The sequence below is a fragment of the Pseudomonas saudimassiliensis genome (genome assembly GCF_000939975.1).
Taxonomy (GTDB): Bacteria; Pseudomonadota; Gammaproteobacteria; order Pseudomonadales; family Pseudomonadaceae; genus Halopseudomonas; species Halopseudomonas saudimassiliensis.
Genome location: NZ_LK391969.1, coordinates 3089742 through 3112951, shown reverse-complemented (window position 1 = coordinate 3112951; position 23210 = coordinate 3089742). Strand labels below are relative to the sequence as shown.

At 61.3% G+C, this 23210-nt stretch carries 18 protein-coding genes; 6 read left to right on the top strand and 12 right to left on the bottom strand.

Annotated elements, in window-relative coordinates:
* The first annotated feature begins 55 nt into the window (after positions 1–55).
* Positions 56–619 (top strand): peptidylprolyl isomerase, encoded by a 564-nt coding sequence (locus tag VG99_RS14235; protein WP_044501044.1) that lies wholly within the window; start codon positions 56–58, stop codon positions 617–619.
* A 30-nt stretch (positions 620–649) separates the two neighbouring features.
* On the opposite strand, the gene VG99_RS14230 is transcribed toward VG99_RS14235, so the two are convergent.
* The 8 genes from VG99_RS14230 to VG99_RS14195 form a co-directional block, all read right to left on the bottom strand.
* Positions 650–1780 (bottom strand): GNAT family N-acetyltransferase, encoded by a 1131-nt coding sequence (locus VG99_RS14230; RefSeq protein ID WP_044501673.1) that lies wholly within the window; start codon positions 1778–1780, stop codon positions 650–652.
* 67 nt (positions 1781–1847) lie between these two features.
* The gene (locus VG99_RS14225) at positions 1848–2558 is read right to left on the bottom strand and encodes a DUF2057 family protein (protein WP_044501042.1); all 711 of its coding nucleotides are present in this window, start codon (positions 2556–2558) and stop codon (positions 1848–1850) included.
* 208 nt (positions 2559–2766) lie between these two features.
* Entirely contained in the window at positions 2767–3828 is a 1062-nt protein-coding gene (locus VG99_RS14220) for a porin (RefSeq protein ID WP_044501040.1), read from the bottom strand.
* Between the two features lie 252 nt (positions 3829–4080).
* Positions 4081–5205 (bottom strand): beta-ketoacyl-ACP synthase III, encoded by a 1125-nt coding sequence (locus VG99_RS14215; RefSeq protein WP_044501038.1) that lies wholly within the window; start codon positions 5203–5205, stop codon positions 4081–4083.
* 73 nt (positions 5206–5278) lie between these two features.
* Positions 5279–6187 (bottom strand): alpha/beta fold hydrolase, encoded by a 909-nt coding sequence (locus VG99_RS14210; protein ID WP_052508817.1) that lies wholly within the window; start codon positions 6185–6187, stop codon positions 5279–5281.
* A 45-nt stretch (positions 6188–6232) separates the two neighbouring features.
* Entirely contained in the window at positions 6233–10123 is a 3891-nt protein-coding gene (gene hrpA, locus VG99_RS14205; protein WP_044501035.1) for an ATP-dependent RNA helicase HrpA, read from the bottom strand.
* A 104-nt stretch (positions 10124–10227) separates the two neighbouring features.
* A complete protein-coding gene (gene fadD1, locus VG99_RS14200; protein WP_044501031.1) occupies positions 10228–11916 on the bottom strand; it encodes a long-chain-fatty-acid--CoA ligase FadD1 in 1689 nt (562 codons plus the stop codon).
* Positions 11917–12220: 304 nt separating this feature from the next.
* The gene (locus VG99_RS14195) at positions 12221–13906 is read right to left on the bottom strand and encodes a long-chain-fatty-acid--CoA ligase (RefSeq protein ID WP_044501029.1); all 1686 of its coding nucleotides are present in this window, start codon (positions 13904–13906) and stop codon (positions 12221–12223) included.
* A gap of 185 nt (positions 13907–14091) precedes the next feature.
* Here VG99_RS14195 and VG99_RS14190 point away from each other — a divergent pair, with 185 nt between their 5' ends.
* Entirely contained in the window at positions 14092–14559 is a 468-nt protein-coding gene (locus VG99_RS14190; RefSeq protein ID WP_044501027.1) for a MaoC/PaaZ C-terminal domain-containing protein, read from the top strand.
* Positions 14560–14627: 68 nt separating this feature from the next.
* Here VG99_RS14190 and VG99_RS14185 read toward each other — a convergent pair whose 3' ends face one another.
* Genes VG99_RS14185 through VG99_RS14175 form a run of 3 tightly spaced genes read right to left on the bottom strand, consistent with a single transcriptional unit; the run spans position 14628 to position 17408 of the window.
* Positions 14628–15734 carry a YkvI family membrane protein gene (locus VG99_RS14185; RefSeq protein ID WP_044501025.1) on the bottom strand — a complete coding sequence of 369 codons (1107 nt, stop codon included), beginning with the start codon at positions 15732–15734 and terminating at the stop codon, positions 14628–14630.
* 23 nt (positions 15735–15757) lie between these two features.
* Entirely contained in the window at positions 15758–16135 is a 378-nt protein-coding gene (locus VG99_RS14180) for a RidA family protein (protein ID WP_044501023.1), read from the bottom strand.
* On the bottom strand, positions 16110–17408 hold the full coding sequence (locus VG99_RS14175) for a D-amino acid dehydrogenase (protein WP_044501021.1): 1299 nt from the start codon (positions 17406–17408) through the stop codon (positions 16110–16112). The genes VG99_RS14180 and VG99_RS14175 overlap by 26 nt, the downstream gene beginning before the upstream one ends.
* Before the next feature lie 139 nt (positions 17409–17547).
* Here VG99_RS14175 and VG99_RS14170 point away from each other — a divergent pair, with 139 nt between their 5' ends.
* Positions 17548–18039: an Lrp/AsnC ligand binding domain-containing protein gene (locus VG99_RS14170; protein WP_044501018.1), complete on the top strand. Its 492-nt coding sequence runs from the start codon at positions 17548–17550 to the stop codon at positions 18037–18039.
* A 54-nt stretch (positions 18040–18093) separates the two neighbouring features.
* Here VG99_RS14170 and VG99_RS14165 read toward each other — a convergent pair whose 3' ends face one another.
* The gene (locus VG99_RS14165; protein WP_044501016.1) at positions 18094–19329 is read right to left on the bottom strand and encodes a CaiB/BaiF CoA transferase family protein; all 1236 of its coding nucleotides are present in this window, start codon (positions 19327–19329) and stop codon (positions 18094–18096) included.
* 475 nt (positions 19330–19804) lie between these two features.
* Between VG99_RS14165 and VG99_RS14160 the strand changes: the two genes are divergently transcribed.
* From VG99_RS14160 to VG99_RS14150, 3 genes are all read left to right on the top strand, one after another.
* Positions 19805–20593, top strand: coding sequence for an IclR family transcriptional regulator (locus VG99_RS14160; protein WP_420848305.1), 789 nt, complete (start codon positions 19805–19807; stop codon positions 20591–20593).
* A 61-nt stretch (positions 20594–20654) separates the two neighbouring features.
* Positions 20655–21809: an acyl-CoA dehydrogenase family protein gene (locus VG99_RS14155; RefSeq protein ID WP_044501012.1), complete on the top strand. Its 1155-nt coding sequence runs from the start codon at positions 20655–20657 to the stop codon at positions 21807–21809.
* Positions 21810–21871: 62 nt separating this feature from the next.
* Entirely contained in the window at positions 21872–23152 is a 1281-nt protein-coding gene (locus VG99_RS14150; protein ID WP_044501010.1) for an MFS transporter, read from the top strand.
* The last annotated feature ends 58 nt before the right edge of the window (positions 23153–23210 follow it).

The following is a 23210-nucleotide window of genomic DNA, read 5'->3' as shown; positions in this document are numbered from 1 at the left end:
CTCGATGCCCACCTGAATCTGCAACGGCGTTCCGCGCCCTGCCATGGAGACGAACATGCTGAAGAAACTGATCGGAACCTGTGCCCTGCTGCTGGCCAGTACCGCCGCGCTGGCGGACAACCCCCGCGTCCTGCTGAATACCAGCCATGGCGATATCGAGCTGGAGCTTAATGCGGAAGCCGCGCCGGTGTCCGTGGAAAACTTTCTGCGCTATGCCGACGCTGGTCATTATGACGGCTTGATCTTCCACCGCGTCATCCCGGGTTTCATGATCCAGGGTGGCGGCTTCGATGCGGACATGCGCCAGCGCGCCGTCGGCAAGCCGATCAAGAACGAAGCGGATAATGGCCTGAAGAACGATCGCTACACCGTTGCCATGGCACGTACCCAGGTACGCGACAGCGCCACCAGCCAGTTCTTCATCAACCTGGCCAACAATGACTTCCTCAATCACGGCAGCCGCGACTTCGGCTATGCAGTCTTTGGCAAGGTGGTCAGCGGCGAACATGTGGTGGAAACCATCGCCAAGGTGCCAACTGGCAGCCAGGGCGGCCATCAGGATGTGCCGCGCAATCCGGTCACCATCATCAGCGCCAAGCGGGTCGAAGCGGCCGAGTAAAATTCCCGGTCAGCCCCTCCTGCTTCCTACTCAGGGGCTGACTTCCTGGCGATAGGGCAGATAGCCCGCCGCCTCCTGCTGATAGGCCTGGATGTCGTCCCGCTCGTGGCCGAGAAAGTCCGCCACCGCCTCGTGCAGGCCGGGCTGCAGGCGGTGCCAGGACTGGGTCAATACCGGCTCGAACCCCCGCAGCAACTTCTGCTCCCCCTGGGCGCCGGCGTCAAAGCGGGCCAGCCCCTCGGCCATGCACCGCTCCATACCCTGGTAAAAGCACACCTCGAAGTGCAACCGGTCATATTCTTCCAGGCACCCCCAATAGCGACCGTAGAGGGTGCCAGCGTCAGCCAGAAACAGCGCGCCGGCCACATCGCGACCGGCTTGCCGGGCAAAGATCAGCCGCACGGCGTCGGCCATGCCTGTCGACAGCAGCTGGAAGAACGCCTCGTTGAGATAGGGGTGGCGGCCGCGCTTGAGATAGGTGGCAGCATAAAAGGGATAGAAGCGCTCCCAGTCGCCCATGCCAATCTCGCCACCCGCCAACCACTCGAACTCGATCCCCTGTCCGGCCACGCTCTGCCGCTCCTTGCGGAAGTTCTTGCGCTTGCGCGAGTTGCAGGCCGCGAGAAAGTCATCGAAGCAGCTGTAGCCCCGGTTGAACCAATGGAACTGGCAGCCGAACCGCTGCACCCAGCCGGCAGCAGCCAGCGCGTCATTCTCCCGGCCATCGTTGAATAGCAGGTGCGCGCCGCTGACCTGCCGTGTCGCCACCGCGCGGTTGAGCCAATCGATGATCAGCTGCCGGCTGCCGGCGCAGCGCGCCAGCAGGCGCGGCCCCTGTACCGGCGAGTAGGGAATCGCCGCCGTCAGCTTGGGATAGTACCGCTGCCCTGCCCGCTCCCAGGCGTCCGCCCACTGGAAGTCGAAGACGTACTCGCCCCAGGAATGCTGCTTGCGATACAGGGGTAACAGCGCCTGCAGGCTGCCGTCGGGGTTTTCCACCACCAGGTGGGCGGGCTGCCAGCCATGGGCCGGGCTCACCGAGCCACTGGACTCCAGGGCATTCAGAAAAGCGTGGCGGAGGAAGGGATAATCCGTCGCCAGCAGCCCGTCCCAGGCGGCGGCGGAGATGTCGTTGATGTGATTGAGTTGGCGTATCTGCATGGCGACAAGCATGCCACAGCGGACAGGCCGGCGGGAGGCTTGTCTGCCTCCCGTGGAGAGCAGAACCTTACTGCTGAGCCCACTCCAGGAAGGCAGCGCGGCTGTCCTCACCCAGCAACTGCCACATTTGTTGCAGCGTGCTCAGGGTTGCATCGTTATGGGGCAGGGTTGCCGCAGCCGCTGTGCCCGGCAACGGTGTAACACCTTGTGCCGGAACGGCCTGTGCGGCGGCTGGGGCAGCACCCAGCGGCGCCACGGTGGTTTGCTCGGCTACCGAATCGGTGCTGCCTCCAATCAGGTTGTTGATCAAAGAGTCGTTACGCTGACCAGCTACAGCGGACCGCCGCTCACCGGTACGGGCATTGACGGCCCAGGCCACAAACTCGGTTTCAAAGGCCTTGGCCTGCTGCAGATTCTCGGGGCGATCGAAGTCCAGTTGCCACAGTTCACCGGCCTGGCCATCGATAGTGAATACCGCCGTACGCCCACGCACGACCTCATGGCTTATACCGCCATCAATGTCGAAGCCGTTCTTGTAGAACGCGTTGATCTGGTAGGCCCCTGGCTGCAGTTCCAGGCGCTTGTCAGCGTTACCAAAACTCCAGTTGGCGGAGGGGATCTGCCGGCCGTTGATACTCTGCACTTCGAGTTCATTGGGCACCACCACGGTGAGCACCTGCGCGTCGGATAGCGGCGAACCAGGATAGAGCTGCACCTGGGATTGCTGAGCGCAGGCCGATAACAGGCAGGTAATGGCAATGACGAAAAGACTACGCATGGAAACTCCTTGATGCGGTTGGGCAGGCTGGGTGGTTGCGGCCACCCAGCAGGGTGGCAGGCGAAACAAGAATAAGAACAAATGATTTCAATTCGATGACACGCCAGGGGCGGTCGACCTGGAATCGCGCATCCGCGCGCCGCGAACAAAAAACCGGGTTGCTCGTGGCGAGCAACCCGGTTCGGCTATTCCGTTCCCATCAGAGGGATCAGAAGTCGTAGCGCAGACCTACGGTGAAACCAGTGGCCTTTTCACCCGATGCGTCAGCATCGTCCGGATCGGCACTACGCGCCTGGCTCCACGGTGTCAGGGCGACATTGTCGTCATTATCCACGACGGCATAGTTCGCATAGACTCGAACAGCCTTGTCCAGCTTGTGCTCCACACCCAGGACCCACATGTCGCTATCAGCGTTGTCAGCGTCGGCGTCACGGGTCATGTACATCGCCTTCAGTGCGGTATTGGGGGCAAATTTGAACTCACCACCCAGGCCAAACACGTCGGCAGTCCACAGGTCACGCTGCTCGGCCGTGGCATCGGCATCGTCGTATTCTGTAGTCTGGTAGAAACCGACCATCTTGAATGCATCAGTCAGCTTGTAGGCTGCCGCGGCACGAATACCGTCGCGCTCGCCGCGGCCGGTATCGGCTTCGGCAGTCTCATAGGCAAGGGAGCCTTCGAAAGGGCCGGAAGCATAGTTCAGCGAGGTGCTGAAGGCATCGGAGTCTTCGTCTTCAACTACCGACTGCCCTTCGTACACCGAATAAGCCAGCTTGATATTGAAGCCGCCAAGGCTCGGGGTGGTGTACTGCACGGTGTTGTCATAACGCTCATCGAAACGGGCGTTGCCGACACGCGTCAGGTTGCGCATATCGCCCACCTGGTCACCGAACAGGTTGGCCGGACCACGGGCTACCTTGAACGGGCTGTCGAAACGACCCAGCTGCACGGATCCCCAGTTGCTGCCCTCAAGACCAACGAAGGTGTCACGGGTAGCGAAATTGGTGCTGTCATCATCGCTGCTGCCGCTGGAGAAGTTGATCTGCTGCTCAATCTGGAAGAACGCTTTCAGGTTCGGGTTGATCTGGTGATCACCTTTGAAGCCCAAGCGTGAAGAGTTGCTGGAGATGTTGGTTTCGGAATAATCGGCGCCATCATCCAGGAAGTCGGTGGAAACGTGGGCACGACCGTAGATGCTCACGTCAGCCATGGCCAGGGCGGGCATGACAGCTGCAGCACCGACAACAATCGCAATCAACTTCTTCTTCATCGGGAAAAACTCCTTCGGGTTTGTAAAACGCCATCCTGCGTAACTGACGTTGTTTTGTTTCGACGGGAGCGATTATGGAAACCCGATGTGACAGGGAGCTTGCGGGAATATGAAGATTCGAAGTCAGGGGGAACTTTTTCAGATCGATTGCGACTAGGCCGCAGCAAGAGCACTGTTGCAGGAAGAAGTGCCGTGTTGGGGGAACTGCGCTGCCCCGCGGCAGGATTGCCGGGGGCAGCAGGACGGGCGTTATTACCGCTTGCGAACGATGACGCTACCGATGGAGTAACCAGCACCGAAGGAGCAGATAACCCCATGGCTGCCGGAGGGCAGATCGTCCTGATATTTGTGGAAGGCGATGATCGAGCCGGCAGAACTCGTGTTGGCGTATTCGTCCAGCACCACCGGGGCCTCTTTCTCCAGGTCCGGGTCGCGGCCCAGCAACTTGCGGGCGATCAGCATGTTCATGTTCAGGTTGGCCTGGTGCAGCCAGAACCGGCTCACGTCGGCAACCGAGAGCTTGACCTCCTCCAGATGCTTGCCGATCAGCTCGGCGACCATCGGGCACACTTCACGGAACACTTTGCGGCCTTCCTGGACGAACAGTTTGTCTGGATGATCAATACCGCTCTCATCGGCCCGGTTGAGGAAGCCGAAGTTGTTGCGGATGTTGTTGGAGAACTGGGTCAGTAGCTTGGTGCCGACGATCTCGAACTGATGCTCGGACACCGCGTCCTCGGCACGCTCGACAATCACCGCCGTGCAGGCATCGCCAAAGATGAAATGGCTGTCCCGGTCGCGGAAGTTCATATGCCCGGTGCAGATTTCCGGGTTGACCATGAGCACGGCACGGGCCTGGCCGGTACTGACGGTATTGGCCGCGGTCTGGATGCCAAAGGTGGCGGAAGAACAGGCCACGTTCATGTCGAAGCCGAACCCCTGGATACCCAGGGCAGCCTGCACCTCAACGGCAATCGCCGGGTAGGGACGCTGCAGGTTGGAGCAGGCGACAATCACGCCATCGATATCGGCAGCGGTGCGCCCGGCACGTTCCAGGGCTTCGGTGGCAGCCTTGACCGACATCTCGCAGAGAATCGACCACTCGTCGTTGCTGCGCTCGGGGATGTCCGGAACCATGCGGTCGATATCGAGAATACCGCTCTTGTTGATCACGTGGCGGCTCTTGATACCGGATGCCTTCTCGATGAACTCGCTGCTCGACAGGGGCGCAGGTGCCAACTCGCCGGCGGCGATGGCCTCGGCATTGTCCTGATTGAACCGCTCGGCCCAGGCATTGAAGCTGGCTACCAACTCGTCGTTGCTGATGCTGTTCGGGGGGGTGTACAAACCTGTGCCGCTGATGACTACTTTCTGCACGGTCGGACCTCTTCATATTCGATGTAATTGACTGCGTCGCGCGTAGGGGCGGCACGGCCTCTGGGTGGTTTTGCTATGGCGTCTGGACGTCCGTCTGGCGCGCCAGCCAGGACAATATCAGTGGAAAATGGTCATCCATGGCCTGGGGGTGCGTCAGCACATCACGGTGGCCATAATCACGGGAGCTGCCGGCGCCTCGCTGCAGCTTCAGCAACTGCGCGTCATGCCGCCCCAACTCCCGGGCAAATGCCTTGACGTCGGCAAAGTGCCCCATGCAATGATCCCCGCGGCCAGCCAGATACAGACTGCTCGGCCAGGTGATCCCGTCCAATGCCGCAGAATAATCGAAACCGTCCTGCGGATCCCGCCAATTGCCGCCATTTTGCCACAGTTGGGCATCAGCATGCAGCCTCAGGGATATATCGGCGGTGCCCAGGCCAAGTCGGCTCAGCGGTACATATCCGAGGCGCCGTCCCCACAGGGGCGCCAGCCGGTTCCATAACAGATCCAGCTGCAGCCAGCGCTGCCAATTGCGTTGTGCGCAGACGCGCCGCGCACCGATATGCACCACTCCCGCAACATGGTCCAGCCAGGTCGGCTCCCGGCACAGGGCACAGGCCAACAGCACGCCGCCCCACCCATGGGCGATGACGGCAAAACGCTCCGCGGGATGCTCCCCGGCGATCAGCTGGAACAGCGCCGGCAGATCCTCGCAGATCAATTGCGTCTGGGAAATATCGGGCAGCGGCGAGCTCTGGGTAGCGCGGTCGCGCAGGTCTGGTACATAGACGTCATACCCCACTTCGGCCAACCAGGGCGCCAGCCCGGCCCCGGCCGCGGGGCGGAACACCTCGCCCCGCTCGCCCAGGCCGTGCAGCAGCAGGATGGCGGGGCCGCCAGCCAGTGGAGTAAAGCGCCGTAACGCTATCGAGGCGTCCGCTGCCCCGGACACGGCGATGGAGACCATCCGCTCTTCAATCACCAGACAAGTCCTTTTTTATAAAAAACCGAGGGTCGGGCTCGCTGCTCAGGCAATAATTTCCTGCCAGAGCTTCTTCAGGCGTTTGTCCGATACCGGCACGCGAGTACCCAGCTGCTGGGCAAACAGGGACACCCGGTATTCTTCCAGCATCCAGCGCCACTGTTCAAGGCGGTCGTCCTGCCGCCCTTCCAGCCGGTAGCGCTCGGCCCGGGTACGGTACAGCTCGTTGAAATGCTGGATTTCCTCGGTCCATACCCGGTCACGCTGCACCTGTCCGGGCAGTTTGTCCAGCCGCTGTTCGATTGCTGTGAAGTAGCGCGGGTATTGCGCCAGCCATTCCGCCGGTACGCTGCGCACGAACCCCTTGAACACCAACCGACCGAGCTGGTCGCGGATATCATTCATGGCGATCGCACGGGACAGGTCGATCTTGCCCTTGAGGCGTTTTTGCAGACCATGCCAGCCCTTGAGGATGGCCAGCACCTGGGCGGCGAGCTGCTCGGCGTTCGGTACGAACTCCGCCCGCCCCGCTGCCGCCCGCGCCTGCAGCTCGGCGGGACTGCGCGGCAGCGGCTCGCCGGCCGGTAGACAGGCCCGGTCGACCGCCGCCAGCAACACATCGTCGGTCAATTGCTGCTGGTTACCCAGTTCGCGGTAGTAGATAGCCGCTTCCTTCACCGCGCCCAGCTTCTGCCGCAGGAATTTGGCCTGCTCGGACAACGCCTGCAGCAGCAGCCGTTGCACCCCGAGCCGATGGGCCTGCTGGGCCTGGGCCGGGTTGTCGAACAGCTGTTCCACCACCCCATCGCCCTGCTCCACCCAGGCTGGCCAGAAATCGACATCGATACCCGCCTGGCGTTGGCTGACCTTCTCCGGCAAGGCGGTCTGGCCGGCGGGCGTGGATGGGCTCACAGCGGGCGCGGCCTCAGCCGCCGGACGGTCCACCAACTGCCCGCTCAACTGGCTGCACAACGCACTGTAATCACGGCCCGCCGCTATAAGTTTACCATCCGCATCAACCACCTCGATACGCATCCGCAGATGCTCATCCAGGTTGATATCGGCCCAGTCGTCCTCGTTCAGCCGCACACCCGTCATGCGGGTAAGCTCGCGGCCCAGAGCCTGGGTCAACTTGCCTTCGCCAAAGGGCATGCGCTCCAGCGCCGCCCGGACAAAATCGGGCACCGGCACAAAGTTCTTGCGCAGCGCCTTGGGCAGACCGCGCACCAGGGCCACGCACTTGTCATACAACAGGCCCGGCACCAGCCACTCCAGACGCTCCTCTGGCAACTGGCGCAGCAATGCGGCAGGCACCTTCAGGGTCACCCCGTCGGCGGGATGGCCCGGCTCGAAATGATAGCTGAGCGGCAGGGCCACACGCTGCCAGCGCAGGGTATCGGGATACTGCTCGGCACTGACCTCATTGGCTTCACGCTGCAGCAGATCCTCCCGGGTCATGTGCAACAGGTTGGGCTGCTCCTGGCTGGTGCGCTTGAGCCAGCGTTCAAAGCTGGCCAGCTGATAGATGTGTTCCGGGATCCGTTGGTCGAAGAAACGGTACAGGGTCTCGTCATCGACCAGGATGTCACGCTTGCGCGCCTTGGCTTCGAGGGCGTCTAGCTCCTCCAGCAGCGCCTGGTTGGCGCGGTTGAACGCCGCCCGGCCATGCCAGTGGCCTTCAACCAGGGCGTGGCGAATGAACAGCTCGCGGGACACCACCGGATCGATCGGACCGAAGTGCACCTTGCGCCGCGGCACTATGATCAGCCCGTAGAGGGTGACCTGCTCGAAGGCCACCACCTGGCCGCGCTTTTTCTCCCAGTGGGGCTCGCTGTGACTGGTTTTGGTCAGATGGTCAGCCAGGGGTTCGACCCACAGCGGGTCGATCTTCGCGGCCAGGCGCCCGTAGAGTCGCCGGGTCTCGGTCAGCTCAGCGACCATCACCCATGGCGGGCGCTTCTTCGCCAGGGCGGAGGACGGATGCAGCATGAAGCGCCGCTGCCGGGCACCGAGGTAGTCGCCCTCCTCGGTGCGGTTACCCAGGTGGCTCAGCAGGCCGGCGAGCAGCGCCTTGTGCACGGGATCAGCCCCCGCCGGCTCGTTATTGATCTGCAGTCCCATATCCCGGCAGGTCAGCAGCAGTTGCCGGTGGGTCTCGCGCCATTCGCGCATGCGCAGGTAGTTCAGGAACTGGCGACGGCACCAGCTGCGCAGCTGGTTCTGCGACAACGCCTGGCGCTGCTCCTCGAAACCGCGCCACAGATTGACGAAGGCGGCGAAGTCGGATTGGTCATCACGCCACTGGGCATGGGCCTGGTCCGCCGCCTGCTGGCGTTCAATGGGCCGCTCGCGCGGGTCCTGCACCGCCAGCGCGCTGGCAATAATCAGTACTTCCTGCAGGCTACCCAGGCTCGCCGCTTCGATCAGCATGCGGCCAATACGCGGGTCCACCGGCAGGCGCGCCAATTGCCGGCCCACCTCAGTGATGCAGCCATCACGCTCGACCGCCCCCAGCTCCTGCAGCAGGTTGAAGCCATCGCTGATGGCGCGGCCATCCGGCGGCTCGATAAAGGGAAAGTCCTCGATCCGCCCCAGGCGCAGGTGCAGCATCTGCAGGATTACCGCGGCCAGGTTGGTGCGCAGGATTTCCGGATCGGTGAATGCCGGGCGGCTCAGAAAGTCCGCCTCGTCATACAGGCGCACGCAGATACCCGGCGCTACCCGGCCGCAGCGGCCCTTGCGCTGATTGGCACTGGCCTGGGAGACCGGCTCAATCGGCAGCCGCTGCACCTTGGAGCGCGGACTGTAGCGGCTGATCCGCACCTCACCGGGGTCGATCACATAGACGATACCGGGGACGGTGAGCGAGGTCTCGGCCACGTTGGTCGCCAGGATCACCCGGCGCCCGGCGTGGCTGGAGAAGATCTTCTGCTGCTCGGCCACCGACAACCTGGCGTACAGCGGCAGTATTTCGGTGTGGCGCAGATTGGCCTTGCGCAGGAAATCGGCGGTATCGCGAATCTCCCGCTCCCCCGGCAGAAACACCAGCGCGTCGCCTGGCGGCTTGCCGGAAGCCCGTTCGTGCGTCTCCAGCTCCCGCAGTGCCGCGAGGATCCCCTGATCGATACTCAGGTCTTCCTCGACCCGGTTGCCCTCCTCGTCCACTTCCGCCGACAAGGGCCGGTACCAGACATCCACTGGGAAGGTGCGCCCGGACACTTCGATGATGGGGGCATCGTCGAAATGGGCGGAGAAACGCTCCAGATCAATGGTGGCCGAGGTGATGATGACCTTCAGATCCGGTCGCTGCGGCAGGATGGTCTTCAGATAGCCGAGCAGGAAATCGATGTTGAGACTGCGCTCGTGGGCCTCGTCGATGATCAGGGTATCGTAGCGCGACAGGAATCGATCATTTTGGGTTTCCGCCAGCAGGATCCCGTCGGTCATCAGCTTGACCAGGGTGCGCTCGTTGCTCTGATCGGTAAAGCGCACCTGGAAGCCGACCAGCTCACCCAGGGGCGTGCCCAGCTCATCAGCCACCCGACTGGCGACGCTGCGGGCGGCCAGGCGCCGCGGCTGGGTATGGCCGATCAGGCCATGGGCACCCCGGCCCAGTTCCAGGCAGATCTTCGGCAACTGGGTGGTCTTGCCCGAGCCGGTTTCCCCGGCGATCACCACCACTTGGCTGCCGGCAATGGCGCGCTTGATCTCGTCGCGTTTGGCGGCAATCGGCAGGCTGTCATCATAGTGCACCTGCGGCACGCTCGCCCGCCGCGCGGTCATGCGGGCCGCGGACGCGGTCATCCGCGCCAGCCACTGGTCCAGCCGCGCCGGCTCCGGGTTACGCCCCAGCGATTGCAACTGACGTTGCAATTTGGCGCGGTCGGCGGACATGACGTGGTCAAGATTGGCGGCAAGGGTGTCGAGATCGGTCATGCGGTCCTGTCTGTCAGAGGTTTCATCACGCGGGGCACAAGCGCAGTACGAAAAAGCCCCGCCCGGAGACCCGGGCGGGGCTTATTGTCGCAAAGAATCGCGCGTTATGCTGCGCCGAGTTTCTTCAGCTCCTCGTCCCGCAGCTCGCGGCGCAGGATCTTGCCAACGTTGGTGGTCGGCAGGCTGTCACGGAACTCCACGTCCTTGGGCACCTTGTAGGCGGTCAGTTTCTCACGCATATGGCTCTTGACCTGCTCGGCCGTCAGCTGCGCGCCCGGCTCCTTGACCACGAATACCTTGATTGCCTCACCGGACTTGTCACTGGGCACGCCGATGGCGGCACACTGCAGCACACCCGGAATCGCCGCCATCACGTCTTCCAGCTCATTGGGATAGACGTTGAAGCCGGACACCACGATCATGTCCTTCTTGCGGTCGACGATGCGCATATAGCCGTCTTCCTGGATGATCGCGATATCACCCGTCTGCAGCCAGCCATCGGCACTTAATACTTCGTCGGTGGCGTCCTGGCGCTGCCAGTAGCCCTTCATCACCTGTGGGCCCTTGACGCACAGCTCGCCACGCTCGCCCACCGGCAACTCCTGGCCGTCCTCGTCGATCACCTTGCAGAGGGTCGAGGGCACCGGGATGCCGATGGTACCCAGCTGGGTAGCATCGGCCGGGTTGACCGAGACCACCGGACTGGTTTCAGTCATGCCGTAACCTTCGGACACTTCGCAGCCGGTGACCTTGTGCCAGCGCTCGGCGGTGGCCTGCTGCAACGCCATGCCGCCGGACAGGGTCAACTTCATACCGCTGAAGTCCAGCTTGCGGAACTGCTCGCTGTTGCACAGGGCGGCGAATAGTGTGTTCAACCCGACGAAGGCGCTGAACCGGTACTGGCTCATTTCCTTGACGGTGGCTGGAATGTCCCGCGGGTTGGTGATCAGGATGTTCTGGCCGCCCAGCAACATGACCGACATGCAATGGAAGGTGAAAGCGTAGATATGATAGAGCGGCAGCGGGCAGATGATGACCTCTTCACCGTCCTTCATGTTGGTCGGCATCATCACCTTGCACTGCAGCATGTTGGCGATCAGATTGCGGTGGGTCAGCATCGCACCCTTGGCCACACCGGTCGTCCCGCCGGTGTACTGCAGCACAGCGGTATCTTCGGCGCTGGGGTTGGCTTCCTTGAAACTGGCCTTGGCGCCCATCTTCATGGTTTTGGTGAAGGGGACCGACCCGGGAATAGACCAGGCAGGAACCATCTTCTTCACATGCTTGACCACGGCATTGACCAGCATCCGCTTGAGCGGCGGCAGCATGTCGCCGACCTCGGTGACGATGACATGCTTCACATCGGTCTTGGGTACGACTTCCTCGGCCAGATGCGCCATGTTGGCCAGGCACACGAGCGCCTTGGCGCCGGAATCCTTGAACTGGTGCTCCATCTCCCGCGCGGTATACAGCGGGTTGGTGTTGACGACCACATAGCCGGCGCGCATGGCGCCAAACACGACGATCGGATACTGCAGGACGTTGGGCAGCTGCACGGCGATGCGATCGCCCGGCTGCAAGCCGGCATGGTTCTGCAGGTAAGCGGCAAATTCGCCGGACAGGCGATACATCTCACCCCAGGTAATGGTCTTGCCCAGGTTGGTGAACGCCGGCTTGTCGGCAAAGCGTTCGCAGGAAGCCTTGAGTACCGCCAGGACGTTGGGGTATTGATCGGGATTGATTTCCGCTGGGATCCCTTCCGGATACTTATCGGTCCAAAAACTCGCGTGCATGTATACCCCCTGTAATGCGTCCGGTTGCAATTACCGCTGCTATTGTCTTGTGATTGTTCGGAACCCTGCTCTGCCCGACCTTGCGGTATCAGGCGACTCAGGCGCTCCTTTTTTAAGGCAGAATTGGTTCGACCTTTTGTGAATATTTCAGTGCTTCCGGTCGAAAAGTGGCTGAAGCCTAACAGCTTTTTCAAGCTCAGACCATAGGTCACAGGCACCTGGCAGAGAGAGGGGAAAGCGGTACGGAGGAGCCAGAAACCGACTGATCAGTCAGCCGGTTTCTGGCTCCTCACTCATCAGCTCATCACTGGTCGCGCAATTCCCGACGCAGGATCTTGCCAACCGGGCTCATCGGCAGGGAGTCGCGGATCTCATAGTACTTGGGCACCTTGTAGCCGGTGAAATTCGACCGGCAATAGGCTTTCAGCTCCTCTACCGTCAGGTCGGCTGCCGACGGCACGACGAAGAGTTTCACCGCTTCCCCGGAGCGCTCGTCCGGCACCCCGATGACCGCCGCGCTGGCCACCTTCGGATGGGCCGAGACCACATCTTCGATCTCGTTGGGATAGACGTTGAAACCAGAGACGATCACCAGATCCTTGATGCGGTCAACGATGCTGACAAAGCCATCCTCATCGATCACCGCCACGTCACCGGTGCGGAACCAGCCTTCGGCGTCCATGGCCTCCGCAGTCGCCTCGGCACGTTGCCAGTAGCCCTTCATTACCTGTGGGCCCTTGACGCACAACTCGCCCCGCTCGCCCAGCGGCAGCTCGACGCCATTTTCGTCAATCACCTTCAGCGCCGTTCCGGGCACCGGCAAGCCAACTGTCCCCAGCCGGGCCAGGCCGTCACCGGGGCTGGAGCAGACCACCGGAGAACACTCGGTAAGACCGTAGCCCTCGCCGATGCCGCTGCCGGTCCTGCCCTGCCACCGCTCGGCGGTCGCCTTGACCAGGGCAGTGCCACCCGAGGTGGTGCTCTTGAGTTTGGAGAAGTCCAGCTGGTCGAACTCCGGGTGATCCATCAGTGCGACGAACAGGGTGTTCAGCCCGACGATGGAGGAAAACTGCCACTTCTTGAGCTCCTTGATGAAGCCCGGAATATCCCGCGGGTTGGTGATCAACACGTTGTGGTGCCCAGCCAGCATCATGCACATGCAATTCACGGTAAAGGCAAAGATATGGTACAGCGGCAGCGGCGCGATGATCACTTCACCGCCGTCCGGCAGCAGCCGCTGCCCGTCCTGCCCCACCTGCTGGAGGTTGGCGTACACCTGCAGCATGTTGGCGACCAGATTACCGTGGGTCAGCATGGCGCCCTTGGCCACCCCGGTGGTGCCGCCGGTATATTGCAGCACCGCGAGGTCATCCAGGGTACGGGTAACCGGAATGGGGGCCATGCTCCGGCAACGCGCGAGGGCTTTATTGAAAGGAATCGCCTGGGGCAACCGGTAAGGCGGCACCATTTTCTTCAGGTGCTTGACCGCGGCATTGATGAGCAGTCCCTTGACCGGCGGCAGCATATCGCCCATGCGGGCTTCGAACAGATACTTGATCTCGGTATCGGGCAATACTTCCTGCACCAGGTGGCCGAACAGGTTCATATAGACCAATGCCCGGGCACCCGAGTCGGTGAACTGGTGGCGCATTTCCCGGGCGGTATACAGCGGGTTGGTATTGACGACCACCAGGCCAGCACGCATGGCGCCGAAGACGGCGATCGGGAACTGCAGGACGTTGGGCATCTGGATGGCGATGCGGTCACCGGGCTTGAGGTCGGTGTAGTTCTGGAGATAACTGGCGAAGGCTGCGGATTGCTGTTCCAGCTCGCCATAGGTCAGGGTCACGCCCATATTGGTGAAGGCAGGCGTGTCGGCGTACTTTGCACAGGATGATTCGAATACTTCGGTGATCGAGCTGAACTGGCTCAGGTCGATATCCGCAGCCACCCCCGGAGGGCGTTTGTCATTCCAGAACGATGCTTCCATTTTGATCCATCTCTCCCGTTGGGGCGCCAGCCTGTCGGCTCGAACACCTCCACTGTTATTATTCAGGGGTACCGCGTACTCGGGGCAAAATTACCAGTAATAGCGAAAAATACAAAATCGCGTTCTGTTTCATCAATTGTCTGAATACGGTTGCATGCCGACCCAGACACCAACGGAGTTTTCCCATGTCCATGCTAGAAAGCCGCACCTACGATGAAGTCAATGTAGGCGACACCGCCAGTGTCAGCCACAGTGTCAGCGAACGGGACCTGATCCTGTTCGCCACTGTATCCGGCGATGTCAATCCGGTGCACCTCGACGAGCAATTTGCCCAGACCACCCCCTTCAAGGGCCGCATCGCCCACGGCATGCTTTCGGGCGCGCTCATTTCTGCCGCCATCGCCTGCGAATTACCCGGGCCGGGGACTATCTATATCGGGCAGGAGCTGAGTTTTTTGCGGCCGGTGCGGCTGGGTGACGAGATTCGGATCGAGCTGGAGATCCTGGAGAAGCTACCGAAGAACCGGCTGAAGATTGCCACCCGGGTACTCAATCAGGACGGCAAGAAGGTGGTCGACGGCGCCGCCACGGTCATGGCCCCTACCGAGAAGGTGCGCCTGGAGCGTATCCAGCTACCTGAGGTCAACTATTGACCTGCCCTTAACGACAAAGCCGCCTTCAGCTGGGCTGAAGGCGGCTTTGCTCAGGAACTGCAACTGGTTCAGATGCGGTTCTTGGCCTCTCTGATCAACTCGTCAGCAGAGCGCTTGCGCGTACGGATCCAGCTCGCAGCGATGGCAATGATCAGCACCAACCCAACCACACCCAGCATCGGGTAGACAGTGCCCACCAGCTTGGTGAAGCCGACCTGACTCAAAGCCAGACCGACCACGGCGAATATCGCGCTCAGCACCTTGAAGCGAACGGTGTCAGGCACGGCGAAACGCGCGCTGAAGGCAAAGAACATTCCCACCGCCGTACTGTAGATCATGGCCACCAGCGCCAGCGACAGCAGCACCGCCAGCCATGGATGGATATCCTGCGCCAGCATCAGGGTGGGAATCTCGATACCCTGCAGCTTGTCCAGGTTGGCAAACAGACCGATGTTCAACAGGATGATCAGAAAGCCCAGACCCAGGCCACCTGCCACACCACCGCGCCCCGCTGCCCGCGGCGATGCAGTCAGACCGCCGATGACCGCCAGCATGGGGAAGCCCACGGCGATATTGAAGGAGGCATAGAGCAAGCCGCTCAAGGCCCAGTGAGGCACATCCGCGCCGAGGAAAGTAATGACCGGCACCTCCGCCGCTACCCGGTTCAGCTCGTCAACCGACCCGGTACTGGTGACGATGGAATAGACCATGATCGCCAGTACCATCACCAGTAGGAATGGCATGACGGAACTGATCAGGTTGATGATGCCCTTGACGTTGAGACACAGCGTCCCTATCACCAACACCGTCATCAGGATGGAGCCGATCAGTGGATCGAGTCCGAACTGCTGGGCCAGGGTCGACCCGGCGCCCGCCAGCATGACCACGCCGACACCGTAGAGGAAGAAGGACAGGATCAGATCGACCACAAATCCCGCTTGCTTGCCGAAGATGATATACAGCACCTGCTTGTGCGAGCCGGCCTGCATGATCGAGCTGATGCGGGCGATCTGCATGCCCAGGAAGGCAAACAATACCGCCGCCACCACGGAGCCGGCGATGCCGGCCAAGCCATAACCAGTGAAGAATTGCAGGACCTCGTTGCCGGAGGCAAAGCCACCGCCAATGACCACGGACATATAGGCCAGGGCTATCTGCAAGGAATGCTTGTTCATTTACTTATCTCAACTTGTTGGAGTTATAGGTTGTCGGGCCGCGTTATCTCAGGCAGTGCGGCAACTACTGACATTTCGACCAGAATGTCCGATTCGCACATTCCAGCTTCCACTGTGGCGCGCGCCGGGGCAACACCCTCGGGCAGCCAGCGATCCCACACGGCATTCATGCCGGCGAAATCGCGCGCGATATTCTTCAGGTAGATGGTTACCGAAAGTATATGCCTTTTATCACTGCCCGCCTGGGCAAGCAGCTTTTCTATTTCCTGCAGGGTTTCGAGGGTCTGTTGCTCGATACCCGCGTCCATGTTCTCACCCACCTGCCCCGCCAGATAGACGGTATCGCGGTGGATGACGATCTGACTCATGCGCTTATCAGTGTGCAGTCGCTGGATGGGCATCCCGAGTAACCTCCTGCTTGTCGCCGTAGCGCGAAATATCGAATCCGGCGGTGCTGATGGCGGAGGGTTTCTTCGCCATCAAGTCAGCCAGCAGGCGCGCCGAGCCACAGGACATGGTCCAGCCGAGGGTACCGTGCCCGGTATTGAGGAATAGATTGCGGTAGCGGGTCTTGCCGATGATCGGCGTGCCGTCCGGCGTCGCCGGGCGCAGGCCAGTCCATAGATCGATGGTGGACGTATCGGCCCCTTCCGGGAACAGGTCCTCGACAATCATCTTCAGCGTCTGCCCCTTGCGCGGATCGATCTTCAGATCGTAGCCACGGATTTCCGCCATGCCGCCGACCCGGATGCGGTTGTCGAAGCGGGTGATGGCCACCTTGTAGGTCTCATCCAGCATGGTGGAAACTGGCGCCATGTCCGGGTTGGTGATCGGCACAGTGATCGAGTAGCCCTTGAGCGGATAGATCGGTGCAGTAATCCCCAGCGGCGCCAGCAGGTGCGGGCTATAGCTGCCCAGCGCCATGACGTAGCTGTCAGCGGTTTCCAGCTTGCCGTCGATCCAGACGCCATTGAGACGGTCACCGGTGTAGTCCAGGCGCTCAATGGTCTGGTTGAAGCGGAACTCAACGCCCAGCTCGCGCGCCATCTCGGCGATGCGGCGGGTGAACATCAGGCAATCGCCGGTCTGGTCGTTGGGCAGACGCAGCCCGCCGGTCAGCTTGTGGGAGACCTTGGCTAGGGCCGGTTCGGCGGTCGCCAGGGTATTGCGATCCAGCAGTTCATAGGGCACGCCCATTTGCTCGAGCACGGCAATATCCTTGGCCGCGCTGTCCAGCTGGGCCTGGGTCCGGAACAGCTGGGTGGTCCCCCGCTGGCGGCCCTCATACTGGATACCGGTCTCCGCGCGCAGTTCGTCCAGGCAATCGCGGCTGTACTCGGACAGCCGGACCATGCGCTCCTTGTTCACGGCGTAACGGGCGGCAGTGCAATTACGCAGCATGCGGGCCATGAACAGGTACTGGTTGATGTCACCGGTCGGCTTGATGCTCAACGGGGCGTGCTTTTGCAGCATCCATTTGATGGCTTTCAACGGCACACCGGGAGCGGCCCAGGGCGACGCGTAGCCGGGGGAAATCTGCCCGGCGTTGGCATGACTCGTCTCTTCGGCCACGGCCGGCTGACGGTCGATCACCGTCACTTCGAATCCTTCCCTGGCCAGATAATACGCACTGGTAGTTCCGACAACACCACCACCAAGAACCAGAACACGCATGATTAATCTCCTCGCCGCTTCCGGGCTGATCGCTTTGCCCGGATTATAGGAGAGCCACTACAGTTGAATTCACTGTTTAATCCGCTATATTTGGCGTTAATTTCCGTTCAATTAGCCAAAGGTCTAGTGAGATCCTCCAATGAGAACCAAGCATCGCGCCCAGAGAGAACTCGATCGCATTGATCGTCAGATTCTCCGAGAGCTGCAACAGGAAGGCCGTCTGGCCTTCACCGAACTAGGCGAACGCGTCGGCCTGTCCACCACTCCCTGCACCGAACGGGTTCGCCGTCTGGAACGCGAGGGGGTGATCATGGGCTACAGCGCCCGCCTGAATCCTGCCCATCTGGAGGCCGGGCTGCTGGTCTTCGTCGAGATCAACCTGTCCTACAAATCCGGTGATATCTTCGAGGAGTTTCGCCGCGCCGTACTCAAATTGCCCCACGTCCTGGAATGCCACTTGGTGTCGGGCGATTTCGACTATCTGATCAAGGCTCGGATCAACGAGATGGCCTCCTACCGCAAACTGCTCGGCGACATCCTGTTGAAGTTGCCCCACGTCCGCGAATCGAAAAGCTACATCGTGATGGAAGAAGTGAAGGAATCACTGGCTCTGCCAGTGCCTGAACAATGAGGCCGCCGCGCGCGGCGACCTATATAGAGGAAGACCGGTAGGAACGGAAAATGTTCAGCCGGCTGGCTGCTCGATAATGCCCATTTCCTTCAGCCCCGCCAGTTGTTCAGCGGTCAGGCCCAGACGCTCCCGCAGCACCGCTTCGGTATCCTGACCCAGCATTGGCGCCGGGCGCTGGTATTCCACCGGCGTCTCGGACAGCTTGATCGGGCTGCCGACCATGGTGAACCCGGGATTCAGCGGATGCGGGATATTGACCAGCATGTCACGCGCCGCCACCTGCGGCTCCGCCAGCGCCTGGGCAATATTATTGATGGCACCCACCGGCACCTTGACCGCGTGAATCTTGCCGACCCACTCATCCGCCGTAGCGCCGAGAAAATGCGCCGACAGAATCGCGATGATCTGCTCTCGATGCTGAACCCGGTCGGCATTGCGCGCAAAACGCGGATCCGCCGGCAGGTCCGGTAGGCCGATAGCATTGCATAGCGCAACGAACTGGGAGTCGTTACCGCAGGCAATGATGAAGTCCCGGTCGGCGGCGCGGAAGACCTGATAGGGCACGATATTGGCGTGGGCATTACCATAACGTCCCGGCACCTTGCCGGACGCCAGGTAGTTCATGCTCTGGTTGGCCAAGGTAGCAATCTGTACATCCAGCAGCGCCATATCACAATGCTGGCCGCGGCCGGTCTTTTCACGGTTGATCAGCGCCGCCTGGATGGCGATGGTGGAATACAGGCCGGTCATCAGGTCGGAGAATGCCACACCGGTTTTCTGCGGGCCACCGCCCGGCAGGTCGTCACGCTCACCGGTAATGCTCATGAGCCCGCCCAGCCCCTGGATGATGAAGTCATAGCCCGGTTCGGCGGCCCGGGGGCCGGTCTGGCCGAAGCCGGTGATCGAGCAATACACCAGCCGCGGGTTGAGCTGCTCCAGGGTGGCATAATCCAGGCCGTACTTCTTGAGCGAACCGGCCTTGTAGTTCTCGATCAGCACGTCGCAATCCGCCACCAGTGCGCGGACCAGTTCCTGCCCCGCGGTGCTGGCCAGATCGATGGCGACCGACCGCTTGCCCCGGTTGGCCGACTGGTAATAGGACGCCTCGGCGGTCCACTCCCCTGCCGCATCCTTCATCCAGGGCGGCCCCCAGCCGCGGGTATCATCACCACTGCCAGGGCGCTCGACCTTGATCACCTCTGCCCCGAGATCGGCGAGGATCTGGCCACACCACGGCCCAGCTAAGACCCTGCTCAGATCCAGTACCCGAATTCCAGTCAGCGCACCCATTCAGTTTTCCTGTTGCATTGGAAGCCGACCAGCGGGCGGCCTCGTTCCAGCGATTATTCCACTGCCCAGCGGGTTGTTACCCAGCCGCGGCTCGGACCTTGTGATGTTCATCGACGTTACACTGCATCCAGTCGCACCATGACAAGAACACCTCGGTCCGCCCTACCGCGACCGACCAACCGGGCGTTGAATCATGTTCCACTATGCAGTATAAGATTCTGCAATATGCGGTCATCATAGTTATGTAGGAAATATGAGTAAAGCCTCGGCGCGTAAAACCGCCATATGGCGGATTAGCCGCCCTCCCAGGAGCGGAACATCCACCCGGCCATGAGCCGGGCGTTTCGCACAGCAGTATTGTATTTTGTTTTGTTGATATTTAATGAAAACTGGAGATACCATGCGTGCCAGTAACAACCCGCCGGCAGGCGATGCGATCGACCGGAAGGGCGATTCCGAGAGCTTCGACGCCCAGATGCTCGATCCGATGAGCGCCTTCGATGACGCGCCGAAGGACCGCCATTTTGTCACCGCCTTGGCGCGGGGCGTGGAAATCCTGCGGTGCTTCACCCCGCGGGACACTATGTTGGGCAACCAGGATCTGGCGACGAAAACCGGCCTGCCAAAAGCGACGGTAACGCGACTGACCCATACGCTGACCCGGCTGGGCTGCCTGAAACGTCAATCGCAGACCGGCAAGTATCAGCTGGATGTTGGCGTGATGGGCTTTGGTTATGCGCTGCTGTCGAATCTGTCGGTACGCGCCTCATCCCATCCCTTGATGGAAGAGATGGCCGCCTACGCCCAGGCGTCAGTGGCCATGGCAGCGCGGGATCGGCTGCAGATGGTTTATCTGGATGTGGCCTATGGCAAGGCCAATATGAGTACGCGCCGGCATATAGGGACCTATCTGCCGATGCACCTGACATCGGTAGGCCGGGCCTGTCTGGCGGCCATGCCGGAAGACGAACGGGAATTCATTCTCGATCACCTGCGGGCCACGTACCAGGATGACTGGCCGCTGATCCGCAGGGGGCTGGAGCGCGCGTTCAGGGATTACGCGGACTTCGGCTATTGCATGTCGATTGGGGAATGGCAGCGGGATATCAACTCCGTGGCCGTCCCCATGATCCATGCGCAACACGGCCTGCTGGCATTCAATTGTGGCGGCCCGAGCTTTCACCTGCCCCGGGAAAAGCTCGAAGACGACATCGGACCGCGTCTGGTGAACATGGTAAACAACATAGAGGCTGCCACCCGCTGACGCGTTCCGGGTGATGGATCTCTGGACAACCGGCCTGTCATCAGGCTACTCAGGAGAGCATATGATTCGTGATCCGGAAACACTGCAGATTCTGCTGGACTCCATCCATCAATTTGTCAGTCAGGAACTGATACCGCGCGAGCATGAAGTCGCCGAAACCGACAACATTCCTGCGGATATCGTCGAGCAGATGAAGGAAATGGGGTTGTTCGGCCTGACCATTCCCGAGGAATTCGGCGGGCTGGGCGTGACCATGGAAGAAGAGGTGAATATCGCCTTCGAACTGGGCCGCACCTCCCCCGCATTCCGCTCCTACATCGGTACCAACAACGGCATCGGCTCCATCGGCATCCTGCTGGATGGTACCGAAGAGCAAAAGGCTCACTACCTGCCCAAATTGGCCGCCGGTGAATTCCTCAGCTCCTTCTGCCTGACCGAGCCCGATTCCGGTTCCGATGCGGCCTCCCTGAAAACCACCGCGGTGCGCGATGGCGACGAGTACGTGATCAACGGTACCAAGCGTTTCATCACCAACGCCCCCCATGCAGGCATCTTCACCGTAATGGCCCGCACCAACCCCGAGATCAAGGGCGCGGGCGGCATCAGCTCCTTTATCGTCGAGCGCGGCACCCCGGGCCTGACCATCGGCAAGCCGGACCAGAAGATGGGCCAGAAAGGCGCACACACCGCCGACGTGATCTTCGAGAACGTCCGCGTACCGGCCGCCAACCTGATCGGTGGCAAGGAAGGGGTCGGCTTCAAGACCGCGATGAAGGTCCTCGACAAGGGCCGCCTGCACATCGCCGCCCTAGCCGTCGGCGCCGCCGAGCGCATGCTGGCCGATTCGCTGCAATACGCCGTCGAACGCAAGCAGTTCGGTCAGCGTATCGCCGACTTCCAGCTGATTCAGGGCATGCTCGCCGACAGCAAGGCGGAGATCTACGCCGCCCGCTGCATGGTACTGGACGCCGCACGCAAGCGTGACGAGGGGCTGAATATCAGCACCGAGGCCTCCTGCGCCAAGATGTTCTCCACCGAGATGTGTGGCCGGGTTGCTGACCGCGGCGTGCAGATCCATGGCGGCGCCGGCTACATCAGCGAATACGCCATCGAACGGTTCTACCGCGACGTGCGCCTGTTCCGTCTGTACGAAGGCACCACGCAGATCCAGCAGGTCATCATTGCCCGCAACATGATTCGCGAGATTCAGGACTGAGCCGCACTGGCCTCACATCACTAGATCAGAGGGGCCCCGCCCCTCTTCCACCAGGTAAGATTATGCATTCTACCGCTCAGGCTGGCGTGGTTGCGCCGGTCAAGAACAACATCTGGATCATTGTTTTCATCTTCTGCTTCCTCGGTCTGCTGATCGATGGCGCGGACCTGATGTTATTGTCCTACAGCCTCACCAGCCTCAAGCAGGAATTCGGCCTGACCAACATGCAGGCAGGCAGCCTGGGTAGCTTCACCCTGGCCGGCATGGCGATTGGCGGCATCTACGGCGGCTGGGCCTGTGATCGCTTCGGCCGGGTAAAGACCGTGGTCTGGACCATCGTCCTGTTTTCCATCGGCACCTGTGTCTTGGGCCTGACGCAGAACTACTGGCAGTTCGCGCTGTTCCGTTTCGTTTCATCCCTGGGCCTGGGCGCGCTCTATGTAGCCTGTAATACCCTCATGGCCGAATACGTGCCGACCAAATACCGTACCACGGTGCTGGGCACCCTCCAGGCCGGCTGGTCCGTGGGCTATATCGTCGCCACCCTGCTCGCCGGCTGGCTACTGCCGACCTACGGCTGGCGCTACCTGTTCTACGTCGCCATCATCCCGGTGGTGCTGGCAATACTCATGCAGCGCCTGGTTCCCGAGCCGCCTGCCTGGGTCAAGGCCAAGGCCGAGCGTGCCAGCAAGGCGGCCGCTGACCTGCGTGACAACATCAAGGCCCCGGAAAAGCGCGAGAGCGCCTACAAGATGATCTTTGGCGATCCCCGTGCCCGCAGCATGTTCATTTTCTGGTGCCTGACCGCAGGATTCCTGCAGTTCGGCTACTACGGGGTGAACAACTGGATGCCGGCGTACCTGGAAACCGAGCTGAACATGAACTTCAAGTCCATGACAGCCTATCTGGTGGGTACCTATACCGCGATGATCCTCGGGAAAGTGCTGGCCGGCATGGCGGCAGACCGCTTCGGACGTCGCGTTGTCTACGCCTTCGGCGCCCTGGGTACCGCCCTGTTCCTGCCGATCATCGTGCTGTTCCATAGTCCGGACCATATCCTCTGGATGCTGGTGGTATTCGGCTTCCTGTACGGGATTCCCTATGGCGTGAATGCCACCTACATGACCGAGAGCTTCGCCACTCAATACCGCGGCACGGCGGTGGGCGGGGCCTACAATATCGGTCGTATCGGTGCCGCCATCGCCCCGGCCGCCATTGGCTTCCTGGCTACGCAGTATTCCATCGGCCTGGGCTTCCTGGTCATGGGCGCGGCCTACTTCATCTGCGGTGTCATCCCTGCCCTGTTCATCAAGGACAAGCAGTACGACCCCCAGCAGCAGTAACCAAAGCGGCAATAAAAAACCGGAGCCTGGCTCCGGTTTTTTATTGCTGGTGGCGCTT

Excerpts from the sequence above, each read along its gene's own strand:
- VG99_RS14170 (WP_044501018.1), top strand. The coding sequence starts at position 17,548 with ATGAGAACCAAGCATCGCGCCCAGAGAGAACTCGATCGCATTGATCGT.
- VG99_RS14165 (WP_044501016.1), bottom strand. The coding sequence starts at position 19,329 with ATGGGTGCGCTGACTGGAATTCGGGTACTGGATCTGAGCAGGGTCTTA.
- VG99_RS14150 (WP_044501010.1), top strand. The coding sequence starts at position 21,872 with ATGCATTCTACCGCTCAGGCTGGCGTGGTTGCGCCGGTCAAGAACAAC.
- VG99_RS14180 (WP_044501023.1), bottom strand. The coding sequence starts at position 16,135 with ATGCCCATCCAGCGACTGCACACTGATAAGCGCATGAGTCAGATCGTC.
- VG99_RS14185 (WP_044501025.1), bottom strand. The coding sequence starts at position 15,734 with ATGAACAAGCATTCCTTGCAGATAGCCCTGGCCTATATGTCCGTGGTC.
- VG99_RS14190 (WP_044501027.1), top strand. The coding sequence starts at position 14,092 with ATGTCCATGCTAGAAAGCCGCACCTACGATGAAGTCAATGTAGGCGAC.
- hrpA (WP_044501035.1), bottom strand. The coding sequence starts at position 10,123 with ATGACCGATCTCGACACCCTTGCCGCCAATCTTGACCACGTCATGTCC.
- fadD1 (WP_044501031.1), bottom strand. The coding sequence starts at position 11,916 with ATGCACGCGAGTTTTTGGACCGATAAGTATCCGGAAGGGATCCCAGCG.
- VG99_RS14235 (WP_044501044.1), top strand. The coding sequence starts at position 56 with ATGCTGAAGAAACTGATCGGAACCTGTGCCCTGCTGCTGGCCAGTACC.
- VG99_RS14195 (WP_044501029.1), bottom strand. The coding sequence starts at position 13,906 with ATGGAAGCATCGTTCTGGAATGACAAACGCCCTCCGGGGGTGGCTGCG.
- VG99_RS14155 (WP_044501012.1), top strand. The coding sequence starts at position 20,655 with ATGATTCGTGATCCGGAAACACTGCAGATTCTGCTGGACTCCATCCAT.
- VG99_RS14220 (WP_044501040.1), bottom strand. The coding sequence starts at position 3,828 with ATGAAGAAGAAGTTGATTGCGATTGTTGTCGGTGCTGCAGCTGTCATG.
- VG99_RS14230 (WP_044501673.1), bottom strand. The coding sequence starts at position 1,780 with ATGCAGATACGCCAACTCAATCACATCAACGACATCTCCGCCGCCGCC.
- VG99_RS14160 (WP_420848305.1), top strand. The coding sequence starts at position 19,805 with ATGCTCGATCCGATGAGCGCCTTCGATGACGCGCCGAAGGACCGCCAT.
- VG99_RS14175 (WP_044501021.1), bottom strand. The coding sequence starts at position 17,408 with ATGCGTGTTCTGGTTCTTGGTGGTGGTGTTGTCGGAACTACCAGTGCG.
- VG99_RS14225 (WP_044501042.1), bottom strand. The coding sequence starts at position 2,558 with ATGCGTAGTCTTTTCGTCATTGCCATTACCTGCCTGTTATCGGCCTGC.